This is a genomic window from Myxococcus sp. CA005 (genome assembly GCF_006518205.1).
GTDB lineage: Bacteria > Myxococcota > Myxococcia > Myxococcales > Myxococcaceae > Myxococcus > Myxococcus xanthus.
This window is the reverse complement of the sequence record NZ_SRLV01000030.1, coordinates 18,605-36,969: the sequence shown is the minus strand read 5'-3', so window position 1 is coordinate 36,969 and position 18,365 is coordinate 18,605. Positions and strand designations below refer to the sequence as shown.

Sequence of the window (18,365 nt, the reverse complement as noted above, 5' to 3'; positions counted from 1 at the left end):
CCAGGCGATGCGGCCTCGGCAGGCTGCGCTCTGACAGGGGACGGCGAAGGCGTACTCGGGGCCGTAGGTGAGGACGCGCACCTGGGGGAGCGCGTAGAGGCGGTCCCCCTGAAGCACCTGACCCCAATTCACCTTCCCGTCAGTGAAGGCGTAGGGGCCTGCCTCCTGCATTTCCTCCCAGCACGCGGAGAGCAGCTCATCCACCTGTCCGCCACTCTTCGCCAGCTTCCTGTCCGCGAGGACGCGCTCCTCCCGCACTCGCATGCCGCGGATGCGGCCCGTCAGCCCCGGGGGGGCATGAGATATGGAGACTTTTGGGGACAAGCTCTCAGGGGGTGTATATCTCTGCCACCCCGAGGTTCGGGCTGTTGTATCCGGTTGCCAGTACCTTCCCCGAGTGTAGCAACACCACCGCATTGGTGTATCTGAACTTTGGGCTGCCAGTGCGGAACCAGGTGCCTGTTTCCGGGTTGAATACCTCTGCGGTGTTGACGCCACCTGTTACCAATACCATTCCGGAGGGGAGTAGCGTGGCCGAGTGCTCATAGCTTTCTGTTACCAAGCTACCGGTGAAGGCCCAGCTATTTGTTGCTGGGTCGTACAGTTCTGCGGTGCCGGCGCCTGCTACCAGCACCTTGCCTGAGGGGAGCAGTGTGGCTGTATGGAGAAAACGCTCTGCAGAGAGGTTGCCTGTGGATGTCCAAGTACCAGTGTGCGGGTCGTACATCTCGGTCGTGGCGAGAGTGCCGCTCAATGAATTACCGCCTGTTACAAGCACCTTCCCAGGGGGAATCAGGGTGGCCGTGTGAGCACTTCGGCTCGCGGAGAGACTGCCAGTAGTGGTCCAGGTTCCAGTGTGCGGGTCGTACAATTCTGCCGAGGCGAGGTTCGTTGTGCCGAGAACGCCGCCTGTCACCAGGACTTTGCCTGAGGGGAGCAGGGTGGCTGTGTGGTAGATACGGCCAGAGGCCATGCTTTCGATAGAGGTCCAGATGCCTGTGTCTGGGTCATACACTTCTGCCGTGGCGAGGTACCCAGGGGTATTTCCCTGGCCGCCTGTCACCAGGACCTTTCCAGAGGAAAGCAGCGTGGCGGTGTGAGTGCTTCGGCCCGCGGAGAGATTGCCAGTGGAAGTCCAGATGCCTGTGGTCGGGTCGTACAATTCCGCCGTGGCGAAGTGCTTTTCGCCACTCCCGTAGCCACCTGCAACAAGTACCTTGCCCGAAGTGAGCAGCGTGGCCGTGTGCTCAATGCGACCCGTGGAGGGGTTGCCGGTGGAGCCCCAGGTGCCTGTCCCCGGATTGTAAACCTCTGCTGTCACAAGGTCGTTTCTGCCGCCTGCCATCAGCACCTTGCCCGAGGGCAGCAATGTGGCTGTAGCCTGATTGCGGCCCACCGAGAGGCTACTCGTTGCGGTCCAGGTGCCTGGGGTCGGGTCGTAGACTTCTGCGGTCGTTCGGTATCCGCCCTTGCCGGAGCCGCCTGCCACCAGCACTTTGCCCGAGGGTAGGAGCGTGGCCGTATGGAAGTTTCGCTCAGTGGAGAGGCTTCCAGTGGAGGCCCAGGTGCCTGTGTTCGGCTCATACACTTCTGATGTGGCGAGGGTTCCGCCAATGCCATAGCCGCCTGTTACCAGTACCTTGCCAGAGGGAAGCAGCGTAGCTGTGTGCTCGCGTCGGCTCGCAGAGAGGCTGCCGGTGGAGGTCCAGGTATTATTGTATGGGTCGTAGAGTTCCGTTGTGGCGAGGAGTTCGTTATTGAGAGTCCCTCCTGTTGCCAGGACCTTGCCTGAGGGGAGAAGTGTGGCAGTGTGGAGGAGCCGGCCCGAGGTCATGCTTGCGGCGGAGGCCCAGGTGCCTGTGGTCGGGTCGTAGAGTTCAGCCGTGGCAAGGGGGCCGCTGTTGGCATTGCCGCCTGTGATCAGGACTTTTCCGGAGGCAAGTAGCGTGGCCGAGTGGCGGCCTCGGCCCACGGAGAGATTGCCAGTAGCAGTCCAGGTGCCGGCGAACGGGTCGTACACCTCCGCCGTGGCGAGGAATCCAGTGCTTCCGTAGCCACCTGCGACCAGTACCTTGCCCGAAGGGAGCAGCGTGGCCGTGTGACCTCTGCGACCCATGGAAAGGTTGACGGTAGCTGCCCAGGTGTCTGTCACCGGGTCGTAAATCTCAGGCGGGACTGTGTACCCCTGGGTCGCCCCGTATCCTCCTGCCACGAGTACCTTGCCCGAGCGTAGAAGTGTGGCCGTGAATTCAGAGCGGCCTTCACTCATGCTGCCGGTTGGTTCCCATGTCGGGCAATCCGGGATGCCAATGGCGGAGAACTGGGCCGAGGCAGATAGTTTGAAATCATTGCTCGCGGTGATTGTGAAGGAGGCAGTGACTCCCGAGGCCAGGCACGCAGGGGCTCGCCAAGTGACATGGCTCGTGCTGGAGGTTTCCTGGGCGGAGCTCAAGGTGCCGACGTTCGCGAACCAATCAAAACTGAGCGTGCTGCCCTGCGGATCCACTGCGGAGACGTGGAAGTCTAGCTGGCCTCCTCCTTCCACATATGAAGAGTGTCTGGGGACCTCGATGAGTTGAGGCGGATTCGGCTCAACCGCCTTGGGTGGGTCACATCGCTCAGGGTTGCGTCGGCAGAAATCGCTCTTCTCTTGCTCGAAGTCTATACAGCCGGAGAAGAGGGGCAGGAGAGCGCCCAGTGCTATGCAGTAGCGGAGGATTGTGCTCATGGCCATCGCCCAATCATGAATGCAGATGTCCCATCCGTCGTCACACTGACTCCCGGCCTGTCCGGTACCGAGGGACTTCCTAACAGGTACATGCCAATGGAGACGCCCATCCCCACCACGCCAGCGCTGGCAAGCCCCAAGCCCACCGTCTGGAGGGTGCTCCCGCGAGACGCGCTGCGATTTGCGTCTTGGAGAGTCCCTAGGCGTGCATCGTTGTTTCGAAGACGGGAGCGCTCGCTCCAGGCTTGCGAATAGGCGACTCCACCACCGACCAGCAGTGCGCCTCCTACTACTGCAGGGATCCAAGCTCGGCTGCGCATGGTGCTACGCTCGGATGCCTGAGTGATTAGGGGGACAGACTTATCTGCAACTGTAGGTGTGGCTTGGGGCGCTGACACAGTTAGTGGCGTGGGATGTATTTCCGCGACAGGGCCAGATACCGGCACGTCGTCGGCAGGCCGCTCATTGGCGGGGGGCGGCACTCTCCCACGAGGCTCCACCGTTGCGATGCGGCGGTGCCTCTCTAATTCGCGTTTCACCTGCTTCCGAATGTCCTCGAACCTTCGCTCTACTTTGGGCGACGCCTTTTCGGGTAGCTTTGAGTCCGGCCTGAGGACGAGAGCCGCCTTGAAGGCTGCATCGGCTGCATCGTTCCTCAGAAGGTCCGCTAAGATGATGCCTTCATAGAGTGAGAGAAGCACGCTGTCCTCTTCTTGGATGGTGAGGCTGCGGGCTTGGGTGAGCTGTGCGAGTGCCTGCTCGTACTCGAGGTTGTCATAGTGGCGCCGTGCGGAGAGGAGGTAGGTTTGCACCTCGTCCCGTTCCTGTGCGTGCCCATGAAGGGGGCCAAGTACGCAGCAACTGAAGAGCATCGCTGCGAGGACACCCCTTCCTCGCGCGGTCCTCCATGTCCTATACCTGATGAAAAGTACTTCACTGGACACGTATGGTCCTCCGTTCTTGCTGCAGCGCGGCCTTCCCGCATTGCCAGGGCTTTGCGCTGACTCCCTTGAAGGCTACGTCAAGCAGAATGTAAATGGAGGGGTATTTTCAGTCTTGGGCAGAATTCTTCACCGCGACCTTGAGCCCTGCCTGGCAAGGCTGGCTCGAGCCACTGCGCAGGGCTGTGAGCATCACTCGCTTCGGTGGACAGGTTGGCTACGCTGCCTGCCTTCGCAACTCAGCCGTTCGCTCGTATTCCACAGGGCTGATGTAGCCGAGTGAGGAGTGACGGCGCTTCCGGTTGTAGAACACCTCAATGAAATCGAATAGCGCTCGTCGAGCCTCTTCTCGCGTCAGGAAGCGGCGCGTGTGGACGAGCTCCATCTTCAAGCTGCTGAAGAAGCTTTCGACGACGGCGTTGTCCCAGCAATTGCCCTTGCGGCTCATCGAGCAGGTGACTCCGTGCTCTGCCAGCCGCTCCCGGTAGTCCTCGCTGGCGTATTGCTCGGATTCAAGCGGTCGTCGCAACGCCGTTTGGTTGAAGTAAGTATAGATAAGAGTTGAGAGCCTCGGCAGGTGTTTTCCAGCCAAGCGTCTTGCGTGGCCGGCTGTTGAGGGCAAGGGCGACAGTGGCCAGCTCCGCACGAGAGTAACGGGACAGGTCCGTCCCTTTCGGGAAGTACTGACGGAGCAGTCCGTTGGTGTGCTCGTTCGTGCCTCGCTGCCATGGACTGTGCGGGTCACAGAAGTAGATGGCCAAGCCCGTGTCGGCGCGCAGGAGGGCTACTGGCAGAGAGGCCTTCTCCACGTGGATGAAGCGGACCTTCACTTCATCTCCTTCGCGAAGAAGGCCGCCGCGTTTTTAGTAGCTCTTTCTCCATTTCCAGCTGCCGCAGGCGTTTGCGCAACTGGGAGAGTTCCGCCCGCTCCTCGCTGGTGAGGGCGCCCGGCTTGCCTTGCCCCCGGTCCGTCCGGGCCTGCTCCACCCACCGGCGGAAGGCCGTCTCCGTCAGGTCCAAGTCCCTCGCCACCTCCGCGATGGACTTGCCCTCCTCCAGCACCAACTTCACCGCCCCGGACTTGAACTCAGGGAGGAAGCTACGTCGTTGCCGCCTCTTTTTCTCGCGCTCCGACATCGAACACCCTTCCATCACATCGGGGGTGTCCACGGAATCGGGTGACGCTCAACAGGCCCCATCACTCTGATGCGTTGGGTGAGCCAGAAAACGTGGGCCGGGAGTATACGGGGCCGCCCCGCTCTAGGAGGATTCGGCTCCCTGCTCCCGGCGGGCGGGGCCGGGCGTCTCAGCGCGCGCGCCGGTAGTGCATGGCGACCGCGCCGCTGCGGAGCGGCTTCGCCGAGAGCAGCTCGAGCCGTCGCGTGCTGGGCAGCCCGCTCTGGTACAGGGTCGGGCCGTGGCCGGCGATCCTGGGGTGGACGAGGAACTTGTACTCGTCGATCAGATCCAGCCGGTCCAGCTCGGTCGCGAGCTTGCCGCTACCGAGGAGCACGCCGGCCGGGGTCGCGTCCTTGAGCTTCTGCACGCCCGTGCGCAGGTCGCCGGCGATGTGGTGGCTATTGGTCCACGGGAAGTCCTTTCGCGTCGACGACACCACGTACTTCGGCTTGGCCTCCAGATTGACCGCCCACTCGCGCATCGCCGGCGGCGCCTCCTCGTCGCCGCGGGCGACCGCTGGCCAGTAGCTCTCCATCATCTCGTAGGTGACGCGGCCCCACAGCATCGCCCCGCCCTCGTCCATGAGGCGGGTGAAGAAGGCGTGTGTCTCGTTGTCGGCGATTCCCTCCTGGTGGTCGACGCAGCCGTCCAAGGTGACGTTGATGCTGAAGGTCAAGAGTCCCATGCGGCGAGTCTAAGCCATACACTCCTGGCGATGGAACGGCAGGCCGTCGCAGAACTTGTCGCTGAGGATGTGCGCCAGGAGCGAAGGTGTCGCGAGCGCGCGCGGCAGGAGCTGCGGCGGCAGCGGTGCGGTCACGCTCGTCGGCTCGGCAGTGTCCGCCGCGTCGGCGTCGCGGTACTTGGCGCGGGCGATGACCATGCGGACGTGGCTCGGGCGCCGTCAGGCGAGCTGACAGCTCTCCTCCCAGCCGCTCCTCGGGGCGGAGCCCTCGAGCAGCGGGGCGTTCAGTTCGATGCGTTCCTCCGGGAGGTCGGCCTCGCGTAGGTCGCGACGCCCAGTCGGCTTGCGCTTGCCGCCAGGCGGGCGCGCCCCGCCCGTCTCGGTTGGATCCGCCGGCGCGGACGCAGCGGGCTGTCCGAGCTGGTGGTTGAGCGCGTCGAGTGCCGCGAGCTTGTAGGCAAACTCGAGGCCGAGCTGGGTCGTATCGAGCCGCTCGGCTTTGGCGACGAAGAGCCGGCTTCGCATCAACTCCAGCTCTTGCTGCAGGTTGCGGTAGGCGAGCCGCAGCGTGTCGCGTTCGACGGTTAGCGCCGCGACCGCTGCGCGCTTAAGCTCAGCGCCGCGGGGAGACGAAGTTTGAGGTTTCCGAGATGGAGCCCCCTGGGTCAGGGAAGATGTCGCCTCTGCCGTGCGGGCCTCTCTCACTTGCGCTGACGCACGGTTCAACGGGGGACTGATGCTGCGCCAGAGGCTGAGGAGGCGCAGCCTGGTTCGGGACGGGCAGCCCCGCCTCGCGCATCAGCTACGGCCAGCGGAACTTCGCGAGAGGGGCCTGGGCGGCACAGCCAGCTCCATGCCTTGGCGGTGACCGGGGCCAAAGATGGGAACTACCGGAGGGGGACCGAGTCCAGTATGGCGATTCCTCCGTCATCCCCAGCGGTCTTGGAAGTTCAGGCCTGCCGAGATGGGGGGAGGTGTCGGAAGTCCGGACACCCCTCGGTGATAGCCCTGCATCACAGCCGCACGCGCACCTGCCCCGTGCGCGCCTCGCTCACTCGCATTGACGCAATGTCCTTCGTGGATTTGACGCGCTCAGGGCGCAGCGACCGAATTTGGGGTAGGCACAGCCCCTGGCCTTCCTGGCCGCGCCGCTGGTGCCAGTGAACTGGCTGCCGGAGCGGCGTGCCGCGATGGTGTCGCCGCGCGTGATGATGTCCGCGAGAGGAGGCGTCCGCCCGGGCCGCGGTGAGGGACCCGACGCGCTCGGCGGTCGGGTCTATGGCTGCGTGACGTGCACGAGGCTCGTCATCGCGTCCACGTATAGGGTCGTGTCGTCGGCGTACAGCGGCAGCAGCGGGGTGACCGACACCTGGTTCAGCTTCGTCTTCCGGAGCTGCTGCGTGGCCGGATCCTTGAATACGGCATACGGCACATCCTGGATGACGTAGGGCTCGCCATTCACGTGGCCAATGAGCATCAACACATGACCGGGAACGACGATGAGGTCGCCCACCTGCGCCCGGGCCAGCGCGCGCAGCCGCTCGGTGTGTGAGTCCTGGGCCGTGAAGAGGCGGTGGTTCAGCGCCGCGCTCTTCCCTTGCATCCCGGAGTTGGGCGGCAGGAACAGCCCCAGGCTGCGGTACACCTCGCTGGTCAGGCCGCTGCAGTCGCGCGCATTGAACTGGTGCCCCCAGCCGTAGCGCTCGCCGAGGAACTTGAACGCCTGGCGGAGGATGTTGGCACGTGTCAGCGGCAGATAGCCCGGCGCGGTGTCGGCGGTACGGCGCAGCAGCGCGCTCTGGAAGGCCAGCGTGCCGTCCTGCTCACGCACCGGCAGCAGCACCGGCCACGACGCATAGCTGCTGGCGCCATTGACGGGCTCGCCGGGCGCCACGTCGGCCCGCGGCAGCGCGACCCCCATGTCGAGCTCGAGCTCGGACACCCCGGGTGCTTCCGGCGTGAAGACCGTGCGCACCTGGTCGCCCGTGACGACACGCCCGGGCGCCTTCGCCACGTAGGAGAACACCGTGTCCGCCGTGCCTTCCGCGACATCTCCGCGCCGGACCCATGCGGGCCCCTGGGTCGTCAGGACGAACAGCCATTGCTGGTCCGCGCTGTGGTGCGCGATGACGACCGGCTCGCCCGGGAACAGGATGCCGGCCTGAAGGCTCTCGTAGTCGCGCAGGTTCTCCGCCGCGAAGAATCGCCGCTCGGACGGGAGGGACCGCAGGGGCGTGCGCCGCACGCTGAGGCCGTAGCGCGCGGTGGATGCTTCGGGGATGTGCTCGGCCGCGGTGTTCTGGCGCAGCTCTTCGAGCATCGCCTCCGTCACCAGCCGGCCCTGTTCGTCGATGGCTGCCTGGATGGGCGTCTGCTGCGCATCCTTGACCCAGCTGGCGACTTCCGCCCGCGTCAGCGTGGCTGGGATGCGCTTCAAGTCGACCAGGCCGCCATCCGGACCGAAGGCGCGCATGCGCTTCGCCGCCACCTGGTCGGCATCGAGCAGCACCTCGTCGGGAGACGGCGCGCGGCGAATCCAGAACTCGGGCGACAGCATGTCTTCGCTGAACGCGGGCACCCCGGCCGGAGACACGGCGAGCGCGGACGGCGCGGCGCAGGCGGTGGTCCCCATCACCGCAAGCGAGAGAATCCGCATGCGCCATGTGCGTGCGCCAGCCCGGAACGTCGTCGCACATGGCTGAGTGGAGGGGGATGCCAGGCGGCTCATGTGTTCAACTCCCTGAGGGGAAGACGGCTCCATGTGACTGCGCGTGCGTGAGGGGGCGAGCAGATCGTCCCTCTCGTGGCCGGTTGCTCACCCTCAAGCACAACGAACTCTCAACGCGAGCTATTTCGCATGCGCGCGGCGTTTCTCCGGGAGGCACCCCGAGGATGTCCGAGTTGCAGATGCAGCGGTGGAGGATGCCGATGGCGACGTCATGCGGTCCGGGGGCATGCCGCTCGAGGGTGAACGGGGCGAGCAGACTGACGGCGGCGGCGTAGGCCGCGGTCTTCATGGGCGGGCAACTGATGCGAAGCGCCTCTCACTGCACGATGCGCCGTAGCTCCAGAAGCTCCGCGAACGGCCGGTCCGCCTTGTCGGCTACGCGCCGCCTTCACGGACCAACTGGGAAGCCCCTGTGTCAGGGAAGTCGTCACCTCGGCGGACGCGCCTTGCTCGCTCGCAATGACGCGGTGCCGAGTGAGGCAGTGGCGCCCCATGACTCAGCGACCGAATTTGGGATGGGCACAGGCGGATGCCGCGCGCTGGCGGAGGGGCTCGTGAGCCTCGAAGCCAGCCCCTACCTTGGCCGCATGAATGCCGACGCAGTCGGAGGCGGGGGGCGACGGCGATGAACTCGGTGGCCTTGCCCTCCCGCGTCGCAAGGGGGCAGATAGCTTCAGTGTCCCCATGATGTTGGCCATGGTGCTGTTGCTGTGCCGCGGACCTAATGCCTTGCGTGGGGCATCCAGGGGCCAACAGTTCTGTTTCGCGCATCATTTGCAAACAACGACACGGGGGGTATCGGCGCACTTTCGATGTACTCCTTCATCGCTTTGGCCTCGACGATGGCGCGCTCGTCGCATTGGGAGCATGTGCACGTACTTCGGCCTGAATGACTCGAAGTTTGGTCGCATCAAGACTGCCGGCTTCGAGCGCCTGTTGGCTGGCATCACTCTCAATCCCCGCGCCGACAAGAAGAGACTGGCACGCGCCTCGACCTGTACGCCGTCTTCACCAAGAGGCTCGTTCGCTGACATGTGGGATTGGGTAGCACTGCCCGAAGTTGGAGGACTCGTGATGATGCTGAGAAGCGAATGCTGGAAGTGCCTGGCGCTCGTCGTGGCCCTGCTATTCACCGGCGCGGCTCATGCCCAGCAGCGCAAGGGCGACCAACCCAAAGACGTGGGGATTGACACTGCGGATATCGAGCGGAGAACCGGCGCCAAGGGCGAGCTGAGCGCCGACGAGGGGGTGTTCAAGGTGAATCTGCCCCGTACTGACCTCAAGGTGGGCGCGGCCGGCGTGAAGCTCATCCCGCCCCTCGGCCTGACCGCCTGGGCCGCCTTCAAGCGCGTGGGGGACGCCACCATGGTGATGGGCGACATCGTCCTGCTCGAGGACCAGGTGAACCCGGTGATGGACGTGGCGCTCCAGAACGGGCTGGAGGTCACGGCCCTGCACAACCACTTCTTCTGGGAACAGCCGAAGGTGATGTTCATGCACATCAGCGGCATGGGGGAGACGGCCAGGCTCGCCGACGCGGTGGGCAAGGTGTTCACCCGCCTGCGTGAGACGGCGGGAGGGAAGGGCCGTGTGCCTCGCGCCTCGGTGGACCCGGCCCGCTCGAAACTGGATGTCACGAAGCTCGACGCGTTGCTAGGCCAGAAGGGCACGTCCAAGGACGGCGTCTACAAGGTCACCGTGGGGCGCACCGTGCGCATATATGGGCATGAAATGGGCAAGGCGATGGGCGTCAACACCTGGGCGGCATTCGCTGGTACGCCGCAGCAGGCCGTTGTAGACGGGGACTTCGCCATACTGGAGAGCGAGCTGCAGCCCGTGCTCAAGGCCCTGCGGGCGGCGAACATCGACATCGTTGCCATTCATAACCACATGACGGGCGAAGAGCCACGGATGCTGTTCCTCCACTATTGGGGAGTGGGGCCGGCAGACGCACTCGCACGCGGAGTTCGCTCGGCAATGGAGCTCACCCTGGCGCCTACTGGGCCGTGAGCCCGCCGTGGTATACGCGACTCTGTCCCTATCTCCACGGCCGACTGCCCTCGCGTCCTGTAAATGGAAGGCCAGACTCCTGGCCCCTGCGCGCCTCGCTCACTCGCATTGACGCACTCATGACGCAGCGAGTGACTTTTAGGCAGGCACAGTGGGGACCAGCACCCTGGCTGGCCGCGCGCGAGTCACTGTCTTCCTGGCCCTTCGACTCCAATTAGAGCGTGAGGCTGCGCAGGGTGGCGTCGTCCGCCACGCGCATCCACGGCTGAACGTATTGCTCCACGGTGGGAAACGGCCGCCCCGGCTCGGCGAAGAAGAGCATGCCCGCGTTGACGTCCACCAGTGTCTCCTGCCCCTTCCCGTCTCCATCGGAGAAGGAAACCTTGAGCTGGGGAGTGACGCTTGTCGGGTCGTAGTAGCCGAGCTTCGCGGGCGTCGGCATGAGCCAGCGCAGGCGAAGGTCCACCTCCACGGCATCGGGGGAGGTCCACCGGATGGTGGGCAGCGGCGTGTCCTTCTTCCACGGAGGACGGAACCAGGTGGCCACGGGAGTCCCTCGCGCATTGCGCGCGACCCCCAGCTGCACATACTGGTTCGTCCCGGACTTGGTGGCGGCCCACTCCGTCCACGACAGCTCGAGGTGGTCCGCGGCGAGAATGGCCTTGGGGCTGCCATCCGTCGCGGTCACCATCTTGTCATCTCGCAACCGGACGCTCACCACCAGCAGGTCACCGCGTCGGCGCAGGCTCACTTTCAGGTCCGCGTCCTCGGGCCCCTTCCAGTGCTTCTGGCCCCAGGAGACCTGTCCAGGAGAAGGAAGAACCGTGGCTTCTAAATCAGAGACGCCATGCGCCATGCCGTCCGACTCGGACTCATCTCCCTCATCATTCTCGTCGTCCGACATCGGCGCTGTGTAGTTGGACGAATGGGTACGCTGGGTCAACAGGTCCATGCTGTTCGAGCTGAACCGGGTATTCACCACGCTGCCCACGAGGAGGGGGCCCTTCCGGTCGAAGCGAAGCTTCACCCGCGAGGAGGTCCCCCCGCCCTGTCGCTCCACGATGAGCACCGCCTTGCCGGAGCCCTCCGCCTTGTCGGGCGGCATGGGACAGGCGGAGAGTCCGTCGGGGCCTGCCCCCTCGTTGAAGGCAAAGCGCTCGCCACTGGCCAGGCCCACCAGGATGAGCAAGCCTGCCTCCATGACCTGCGGGATGTCCTTTCGCATGAACCCGTAGCAGACCACCTCGTCGTCCCGACCATCACCGTCGAGGTCCACCTGGAACCGCGTGAAGACCTTCGGCTGCTCCTCGTTCACGCGGGCGTCGAACCAGACCGGGAAGGACGGATGCGCAGGCGCGACCTGGGGAACAGCCGGGGGGGCCGTGAGCACGGCGACAAGCACGGGAAGCCAGAGCACGAAGGCCATGCACCCACTGAAGCCCAGATGACGGGCCCTCGACAAGGGAAGACCTCACGCGGGAACACCACGCGGCCGGGGGGGGCGCGGCGGGAACAACCTTGCACATGTCATGGGCGAGCCCAGGTGCTCCAGAATAGCCTGCACCCTTGGTGATTCCGACTCCGCCTCGCCAGTACAGGATCTCAATGGCCCCTCGCGCGCCTCGCTCTCGCGCATTGACGCACTGCTGAGCGGGACTTTGACGCGCCCATGACGCGGCGACCGAATTTTGGGTAGGCACACCGGGGAACGACGCGCCGTACTCAGCGTTGTTGATGACGGGGCGATGCCGGTTGGCCCTGCTGCGGGGCGCCGCTTCCACTCATGCAGCGCTGCATCCCTTCTGCCATGCGCTGGACGTCCTCGACTTGACTGGGGTTCTTTGCGGTGAGGTGCAGAGTGGCCCCTTCTTGCGTCTGCTCCACCTGCACGTCCGCCATTCCTCGCATGGGGCAGTTCATTCCCGCGCCGCCCATTCCATGGGCCATCATACCGCTGCCCGTCATCCCACAGGCGCAGCCTGGCTGTTGCCGTGTCGAGTCATCCGCCTGGCGTCCCGCGGACGGTGGTTGGGAAGCCCCTTGGGCTTCAGCAAGTGTGCCGATAAGCAGCCCCGTGGTGACGAGTAGTCCATATCCAAGCTTCCTCATGCTAATTCCTCCCGGAAATTGGCATTGTTCGCCTGTAAGATAAGAAAGCTTATGCCGGGGTCGGGAAATGGCCTGCAGCCCCTCCCGCCATGAAGCGGAGGCTGTCGGGGCATGGCTGTTCGCTTTCTCTCCAAGTAGGAAAGACGTTGCAGGCCCGCCCACCATCAGCGCCGCGATACGCTTCATCACGTCGGAGCCCGTGCGCCTGTGGCCCATGAGCGCTGGCAAGCGGCCAGTCCTGTTCGCCGCCACGGTCATCAGTTTGGGGCGGATGCGCTTGGATGCTCCCATCGATAATGGCTTCCGACAGCTTCCCCCTTGAAATGCAGCCCTCCATCACCCTGCGATGGGCGAGGGTGAGATAGAGCAGCATCCCCCCGTCTCTTCGTCCAAGCCCGCGAGAGCGATAAGGCCCACCCACACCACTCCCCATAGCGAGGGGGCCACCGAGGAAGTAGAGCCCTCGTTGATGACGGGGTTGACCAGCACCACCGCGCTCGTCACCTCGCCGAAGTGCCCCGGTGACCTGGGTGTGTCGCCTCCACCCCCCATCATCGCCAGACCCGCCACCGCTACGGCTGCCCACTGTCAGATCATGAATGGCATCTCCTCTGAGGGACTCTAATTCTGGGTAAACGGCCACGGCATTCGTTGAACCATCGCGCCGCCGGCTTGGGCATTGTCGTGGGGTGGGAAACTCCGCCTGGTGGCAGTTTTGCGACGGAGTGGCACATTCCGTGGGGCGGTGCTCACACCTGCCTGCGCGCCACGGACCAGATGAAGCCGTCGTACCAGAAGTGCATCAGGGAGACGACGAGGGTGAGAGCCCAGAGACTCTCCGCGCTGGCGTCGAGAAGTTCGGCCCACACGCCATAGGTGAGCACGGTGCCGAGGAACAGCGCGAGCGCGAGCCAGCGCCACTTCAGCCGCAGCCGCTCACGGAGGCGCTCGCCCTCCATGGCCCATACCAGTGCCAGGTACTGGATGGCATGGAGCAGGTTCATGATGAAGAAGGCTTCACCCCACGAGTTGAAGCCCCAGGTGTAGATGGAGCAGGCCCCCGTGGTGACCAGCAGGAACGCCTTGTGGAAGGAGGGGCGGTGGCCTTGGCGCAACAGGCGCACCGTGGCCCCTATGTAGAAGAGGAGGAACATGCCGCCCACCGCCACGACGCCAAGTGTCCAGGCGCGGTGGGTGGCCGTCATGCGCGCGGGCACGGAGGCGAGCCACGGCATTCCCACCCCGTCGAAGGACTCGAAACTGTTGAAGTGGTCCAGCATGGTGGCGCCCGCGAGGATGGGGCCCGCGTACAGCAGGTGGTTCAGCCAGAAGTCGAGTTGGCGCCCCACCTCGGGTGGGTTGCCTTGGTTGCGGTCGTAGATGCGGGCCAGGCCGAACGTCTGCAGTCCCGAGTGCCACACGTCCCAGAACGTCGCGAGCACCGTGGCGCCGGCGGCCACCACTGCCGAGCCACGAATAGCGGCCCACGCGAGCACGGGCACCAGGATGAAGCGAAGCGGGTAGAGCCGGAAGATGGCGGGGTTGCCGTGGCTACGGAAGAACACCGCCACCAGGTGGGCATGGATGAGGCTGCCCACCATCAACCCGGCCCACGTCTTCTCCTGACCGAGGCGCTGGACGGGGGTGTCACTGAAGGGCGTGCCCGAGATGACGATGCCCAGCCCGAGCGCCAGTAGTGGAGGAAGCAGGAAGAAGGCCCAGTCGAAGAGGGGCCCGGCGATGTAGGGCGCGCGCGAGGAAGAGGGGGGCGACACACGCACCGACTCCGCCGGGCGCTGTGTCTCAGCGGGGAGCGGCTGGGCCAGGCCCATGGGGCTCCTCCTTTCGTACCGTGAGCACCACCCGCTCGCCCAGTTCCTCTGCCAGCGCCGCGAGGAACAGGCTGGCACCAATCAGTTCCAGGGCCTCTTCCACGTGGTCGATGAGTGCGTACACGAGGTTGTCGTTGCCGTGTTGCTCCGCCCACCACCCCAGCGGAAGCTCCATCACCAGCGCCCCACCCACGTACAGCACCCCAGCGAGGATGAACTGTCGGCGTCGGCGCGGGCGGAGCCCGGCGAGGAAGGGGAGGAAGGCAAGCCCGCCGAGCAGCACGAGGACAGCCCCGGGCACTACCCAGGTGAAGAAGAGCACGCCACCCAGGGAGAGCTGCCCCCCGAGGTGCTCGTGGAGGCCCACGCTCTCGTCGAGAGAGATGTACGCGAACGCGCCCGCCAGCGCCCGCCAATGACGCCATCCCTGCTCCCGGCCCTGTCCCGCCATATGGCCGATACACGCGAGCACGAGCGCGCAGCTCAGCAGCAAAGCCGACGCGTACCAGGTGGGCAGGTTCCGCTCGTAGCTCAACGAGAGGAACGCGACGAATGGCTCCAGCCCCCGGGCGTCGAGCGCGTAGTACGCGACCTCGACTCCCGCGCCCAGGAGGGTGAGGAGGCTCGCCACAGCGAGGAGCCAGCGGCGGAGGGTGTGGGGAGCCGGGAGCATCGGAGGCTGGCGCTAAAGGTTACTCGGGAGCTCGCGTCCCGGGGCGAAATGTCATGCGGCGGAAATGTTTCGTGCTGGCTGTTTTCATGCTGCGCGCGGAGCACATGTGAAGACACCGCGAGTATGGCTGACCGTGAGCGTGCTCGACCTTGAGGGAGCTGGGTCCGGTATAACGTGTCGTTCCGAGGGAGAACCCCACTATGTCACGGATGAATCTGGCCGGCCTGGTCGCGATACTCATGCTCGCTTCCTCCGGTGTGGTCGAGGCGAAGCAGTGGAGGTACGCGGGCATGCACCCGCGCACCGGGCTGCCGGCGGATGGGCTGTGTCACATCGAGATGATGCATGTGCACACCGCCGCGCCGATGCACGCCGACACGCTCTACCGCACGCGCGACAACGTCTATGTCTTCATTGGAGACCCGACGCCCTTTGGCTACGAGGGGCCGCAGCATGCGTACTACGGGCACCACCCCGTCGTGCTCAACGTGCTCGTGCGCATCGATGTCGACGTGGACGTGGTGGAGTACTGCTACCACGACGGGCCGCACTACCACGCCTATCCGCCTCCGCCGCGCCAGGAGTTCGTGGACAAGGAGGACGTCCACTACTACGCGGGCGAGTACCCCCAGGAGTACCGGCGGGAAAGTCCGAAGTTGGTGCGAGTCAATACGGTGTACCGCTCCTGGAGTGCCCCACGCCCGGTGGTGACGTTGGCCCCGCCGCCGGAGTACCACGGCCCTGTCATCCAGGTGGGCCTGAACATCCCATTGCCCTCTGTCGAGGTGCGGGTCGGGACACCACGGCCGCCGCCTCCTCCCCCACCCGAGTGGGAGCGAGACGTCATCCGGCATGAGCATGTGCACGTGCACCATGACCACTGCGAGCACCACGTCCACAAGAAGCACAAGCACAAGCACAAGCACAAGAAGCACAAGCACAAGAAGTTCAAGGGACGGGACTGAGCGTGCGGAGCGTGGCTCTTGGAATGGTGACGTTGCTGTTGGCGGGCTGCTCCAGCGGCGTGGACGACGTGGTGGATGCGTGGAAGGCGGCGGGAGAGTCGCCCTCCGCGTTCACTGATGCCGGTGAGAAGCTCCCGGGCGGAAAATGTCAGGCGGGCAAGGTGAGTGGCTTGGATGCCACGGTATGCGTGTTCGAAAGTGCGGAGAAGGCACAGCAGGCCGAGGAGGCGGCCTGGAGTCTCATCGGCAATTCTGTCGGGGCCGCGGCGGTCTCCGGCAAGATGATGCTCGTTATCGCCGACCCGAAGAAGGAAGACCCTAGCGGGCGGCGCCTCAACGCGCTGGTGAAAGCCTACCAGGAGAAGACTCGCTGAGCGGGACGTCGGGAGTCCCTCGTTCCCGGGGGGCATCTCCACTGGACTCCTGCTCGCCTTGACGCACTGCCCACTCTGAAATCGGTGTACCCGTGAAGCAGCGAGCGACATTTCCGTCAACGTTGCGCGGCGTGTTTGTTTCTGAACGGCGGAGTGAGTACAGGGGCTGGGCGGACACGGAGGCGCTCCCTGGTGTAGACCGAGCCTGAACGAGAGGAGGGGCCGTTGGGATTCGCTTCGATGACCAGCGGCTCCCTGTGACTATGCCGACGCCGCCACGCGCATCCGTATTGCTCCTGGAGGACTACCCAGACCTCCGGGCGTAGTGGCCTTCTTTGCGCAAACCGATGGATTTCGACGAACTCCTCGAACTGATCGCTCAGCACTGCCCGCGAGCGAGCACATAGGCAGGTTTCGTTGTGCGATGGGATGACGCGTCTTCTCTCGTGGGAATGAGTTTGCCCGTTGTACTGCTGCTGCAGAATGTCGCGCTTGCCCCCCCGCGAGTGGCTGCTGGAGTGGCGGAGTTGCTGACGCCCCGAGGCGCTGGTCTTCCTCTCGCCATTGGCGCGGCAAGCGCTTCTCCCCACGAAACCAAGCTCCTCGAAGCCACCCTCGACGAGAGCCTCATCGACGAGCTTCCCGCGCGGCTCATCGGCGACAAGGCCTATGACGCTGACAAACTCGACGAGCGGCTGTGGCGCCAGCGGGAGTGAAGCTGATTGCCCCGCACCGTCGAGGGCGCAAGACGAAGACTCAGGATGAACGTGAGCTGCGTCGATACCGGCGCCGCTGGAAGGTAGAGCGGCTTTTCGCCTGGCTTCAGAACTTCCGTCGTCTCGTCACCCGCTACGAGGTGAAGGTGGAGAACTTCCTCGGCTTCCTCCACCTCGGCTGCATCCTCATCCTCTTGAGGCAATTCTGAGATCACCTCTAGTCCGTGCGAAGGCCGAGTACCGAGCAGCGGAGCCGGCTGCGATTCATGCGCTGGGAGTCCGCGATGCCCTGGCCCTTGCGGAGCGTGAGCTCGCAGGCACTCCGGTAAGCGTAGGGTGAATCCTTGCGGCGCCCAGCCGGGCGAGTGCGCCGGTGCATGAGACTTTCTGTGTCAGCGTAAATGACGCCTCGGTGGAGACGGTGAAGCTGAACGGCGTGGAGCCTCAATCGCTACCCCAATGGATGTGCTCGACGCCGTCCTGGACGGCCAGCGCATCCTTCTGCCCCACCCACGGGTCTGAGTCGAGCATGGGCCCGGGAGCACTCAGGACCTACGCTGCGCACGCGACGGACTCGGCGAGGCTTCACGCCTCAGCGGACTCTCCGTCTGGACTGGCGAGGACGACGACATAGCCATCTGGGTCCTTGAGCCAAATCTCTCGGTGCTGCGGCGCAGGGTTGACGTGCGGCTCTTCGATGACCTGAGCGCCCAGATGTCTGGCGCGGTCCACGGCAACATCAAATTCATCAACTTCGAACCAGAGAAGGACGCCATGGCCATGGGGGGCCAGGTCGGGACCAACCAGGTTGGGGTGCTCCTCGGCGTTCCAGCGGTGCAGTTGGAGAACGAGGGCGTCCCCACTCATGAGTCGGTCATAGACGAGACGATGGGGATGGTCCGGCTCGCACCCCGAGCGGACTCCCAGCAAGGTCTGGTACCAGGTGCTGCTTGCCTTCACGTCCTGCACCGCAATCAACGTCTGAGGCCTGACTGTCAGTCGAGTAGGTTGTCTCATTGAACCCTCGGATGAGAAGAGCGCGCGAAAGTGTCGCGCCCTGGCATACCGAGTCTTGGGAAAGATGTGAATCTTCGGCGCCTCCTTTGACGGCGCGGGCACTCTCACGCTGGAGCGTGGCCGTCAGGACGGACTTCTCGGACTCCGGATGGAGGGGTACCAGGGAGGACGCGGCCTCACCCCTTCGACGCCAACCCGGTACGCAGCATTTCGTCCACCAGCGAGGCCGCCTTCTCCTCCCCGATGTTGCCCTGCGCCTGGAGCTCCACTCCGTCGAACCTGCGCGCGTTGCCCACCACCCAGTCGATGTACTCGGGCAGCGAGAGGCGCTCCACGCGGAAGGCGATATCCTGCATTCCTTTCACGATTTGGACGGCCGTGCCCTGGAAGACACGACCGTCGCGCATG

14 protein-coding genes and 3 pseudogenes are annotated in these 18,365 nt (G+C 64.8%); 4 read left to right on the top strand and 13 right to left on the bottom strand.

Annotation, left to right across the window (positions count from 1 at the left end):
• Positions 1–328: 328 nt before the first annotated feature.
• The 8 genes and pseudogenes from FMQ63_RS15650 to FMQ63_RS15615 all read right to left on the bottom strand — a co-directional run bounded on the left by FMQ63_RS15650 (position 329) and on the right by FMQ63_RS15615 (position 8,189).
• On the bottom strand, positions 329–2,728 hold the full coding sequence (locus tag FMQ63_RS15650; protein ID WP_225909822.1) for a kelch repeat-containing protein: 2,400 nt from the start codon (positions 2,726–2,728) through the stop codon (positions 329–331).
• A gap of 1,158 nt (positions 2,729–3,886) precedes the next feature.
• A pseudogene (locus FMQ63_RS37440) lies at positions 3,887–4,174 on the bottom strand (IS3 family transposase); the annotation flags it as partial.
• A 7-nt stretch (positions 4,175–4,181) separates the two neighbouring features.
• Positions 4,182–4,436: pseudogene (locus FMQ63_RS15640) on the bottom strand (IS30 family transposase); the annotation flags it as partial.
• A 64-nt stretch (positions 4,437–4,500) separates the two neighbouring features.
• Positions 4,501–4,806, bottom strand: a complete 306-nt coding sequence (locus FMQ63_RS15635; protein ID WP_011551874.1) for a transposase — start codon at positions 4,804–4,806, stop codon at positions 4,501–4,503.
• Between the two features lie 169 nt (positions 4,807–4,975).
• Positions 4,976–5,533 (bottom strand): dihydrofolate reductase family protein, encoded by a 558-nt coding sequence (locus FMQ63_RS15630; protein WP_011551875.1) that lies wholly within the window; start codon positions 5,531–5,533, stop codon positions 4,976–4,978.
• Between the two features lie 9 nt (positions 5,534–5,542).
• Positions 5,543–5,731: a transposase gene (locus tag FMQ63_RS15625; protein ID WP_011551876.1), complete on the bottom strand. Its 189-nt coding sequence runs from the start codon at positions 5,729–5,731 to the stop codon at positions 5,543–5,545.
• A 21-nt stretch (positions 5,732–5,752) separates the two neighbouring features.
• A complete protein-coding gene (locus FMQ63_RS37965) occupies positions 5,753–6,238 on the bottom strand; it encodes a transposase (RefSeq protein ID WP_225909964.1) in 486 nt (161 codons plus the stop codon).
• Positions 6,239–6,809: 571 nt separating this feature from the next.
• On the bottom strand, positions 6,810–8,189 hold the full coding sequence (locus FMQ63_RS15615) for an SH3 domain-containing protein (protein ID WP_011551878.1): 1,380 nt from the start codon (positions 8,187–8,189) through the stop codon (positions 6,810–6,812).
• Positions 8,190–9,128: 939 nt separating this feature from the next.
• Between FMQ63_RS15615 and FMQ63_RS15610 the strand changes: the two genes are divergently transcribed.
• Positions 9,129–10,271 carry a DUF1259 domain-containing protein gene (locus tag FMQ63_RS15610; protein ID WP_225909823.1) on the top strand — a complete coding sequence of 381 codons (1,143 nt, stop codon included), beginning with the start codon at positions 9,129–9,131 and terminating at the stop codon, positions 10,269–10,271.
• A gap of 214 nt (positions 10,272–10,485) precedes the next feature.
• On the opposite strand, the gene FMQ63_RS37435 is transcribed toward FMQ63_RS15610, so the two are convergent.
• The 3 genes from FMQ63_RS37435 to FMQ63_RS15585 form a co-directional block, all read right to left on the bottom strand.
• Entirely contained in the window at positions 10,486–11,697 is a 1,212-nt protein-coding gene (locus FMQ63_RS37435) for a hypothetical protein (RefSeq protein ID WP_020477669.1), read from the bottom strand.
• A 1,432-nt stretch (positions 11,698–13,129) separates the two neighbouring features.
• Entirely contained in the window at positions 13,130–14,212 is a 1,083-nt protein-coding gene (locus FMQ63_RS15590) for a hypothetical protein (protein ID WP_011551883.1), read from the bottom strand.
• A complete protein-coding gene (locus FMQ63_RS15585) occupies positions 14,184–14,885 on the bottom strand; it encodes a hypothetical protein (RefSeq protein ID WP_011551884.1) in 702 nt (233 codons plus the stop codon). The genes FMQ63_RS15590 and FMQ63_RS15585 overlap by 29 nt, the downstream gene beginning before the upstream one ends.
• A 239-nt stretch (positions 14,886–15,124) precedes the next feature.
• Here FMQ63_RS15585 and FMQ63_RS15580 point away from each other — a divergent pair, with 239 nt between their 5' ends.
• The 3 genes and pseudogenes from FMQ63_RS15580 to FMQ63_RS37960 form a co-directional block, all read left to right on the top strand.
• Positions 15,125–15,850 (top strand): hypothetical protein, encoded by a 726-nt coding sequence (locus tag FMQ63_RS15580; protein WP_225909825.1) that lies wholly within the window; start codon positions 15,125–15,127, stop codon positions 15,848–15,850.
• Between the two features lie 23 nt (positions 15,851–15,873).
• Positions 15,874–16,224: a hypothetical protein gene (locus tag FMQ63_RS15575; RefSeq protein ID WP_216608932.1), complete on the top strand. Its 351-nt coding sequence runs from the start codon at positions 15,874–15,876 to the stop codon at positions 16,222–16,224.
• Positions 16,225–16,769: 545 nt separating this feature from the next.
• A pseudogene (locus tag FMQ63_RS37960) lies at positions 16,770–17,149 on the top strand (transposase); the annotation flags it as partial.
• Between the two features lie 376 nt (positions 17,150–17,525).
• Here FMQ63_RS37960 and FMQ63_RS15565 read toward each other — a convergent pair.
• Positions 17,526–17,900 (bottom strand): VOC family protein, encoded by a 375-nt coding sequence (locus FMQ63_RS15565; protein ID WP_255509245.1) that lies wholly within the window; start codon positions 17,898–17,900, stop codon positions 17,526–17,528.
• A gap of 233 nt (positions 17,901–18,133) precedes the next feature.
• On the bottom strand, positions 18,134–18,364 hold the full coding sequence (locus FMQ63_RS15560; protein WP_020477665.1) for a hypothetical protein: 231 nt from the start codon (positions 18,362–18,364) through the stop codon (positions 18,134–18,136).
• Position 18,365: the final 1 nt, after the last annotated feature.

Bases quoted from the DNA above. Each gene is read 5' to 3' on its own strand.
- FMQ63_RS15635 (WP_011551874.1), bottom strand. From the start codon at position 4,806: ATGTCGGAGCGCGAGAAAAAGAGGCGGCAACGACGTAGCTTCCTCCCT.
- FMQ63_RS15650 (WP_225909822.1), bottom strand. From the start codon at position 2,728: ATGAGCACAATCCTCCGCTACTGCATAGCACTGGGCGCTCTCCTGCCC.
- FMQ63_RS15590 (WP_011551883.1), bottom strand. From the start codon at position 14,212: ATGGGCCTGGCCCAGCCGCTCCCCGCTGAGACACAGCGCCCGGCGGAG.
- FMQ63_RS15610 (WP_225909823.1), top strand. From the start codon at position 9,129: ATGTGCACGTACTTCGGCCTGAATGACTCGAAGTTTGGTCGCATCAAG.
- FMQ63_RS15560 (WP_020477665.1), bottom strand. From the start codon at position 18,364: ATGCGCGACGGTCGTGTCTTCCAGGGCACGGCCGTCCAAATCGTGAAA.
- FMQ63_RS15575 (WP_216608932.1), top strand. From the start codon at position 15,874: ATGGTGACGTTGCTGTTGGCGGGCTGCTCCAGCGGCGTGGACGACGTG.
- FMQ63_RS15580 (WP_225909825.1), top strand. From the start codon at position 15,125: ATGCTCGCTTCCTCCGGTGTGGTCGAGGCGAAGCAGTGGAGGTACGCG.
- FMQ63_RS15630 (WP_011551875.1), bottom strand. From the start codon at position 5,533: ATGGGACTCTTGACCTTCAGCATCAACGTCACCTTGGACGGCTGCGTC.
- FMQ63_RS37435 (WP_020477669.1), bottom strand. From the start codon at position 11,697: ATGGCCTTCGTGCTCTGGCTTCCCGTGCTTGTCGCCGTGCTCACGGCC.
- FMQ63_RS15625 (WP_011551876.1), bottom strand. From the start codon at position 5,731: ATGGTCATCGCCCGCGCCAAGTACCGCGACGCCGACGCGGCGGACACT.
- FMQ63_RS15585 (WP_011551884.1), bottom strand. From the start codon at position 14,885: ATGCTCCCGGCTCCCCACACCCTCCGCCGCTGGCTCCTCGCTGTGGCG.
- FMQ63_RS15615 (WP_011551878.1), bottom strand. From the start codon at position 8,189: ATGCGGATTCTCTCGCTTGCGGTGATGGGGACCACCGCCTGCGCCGCG.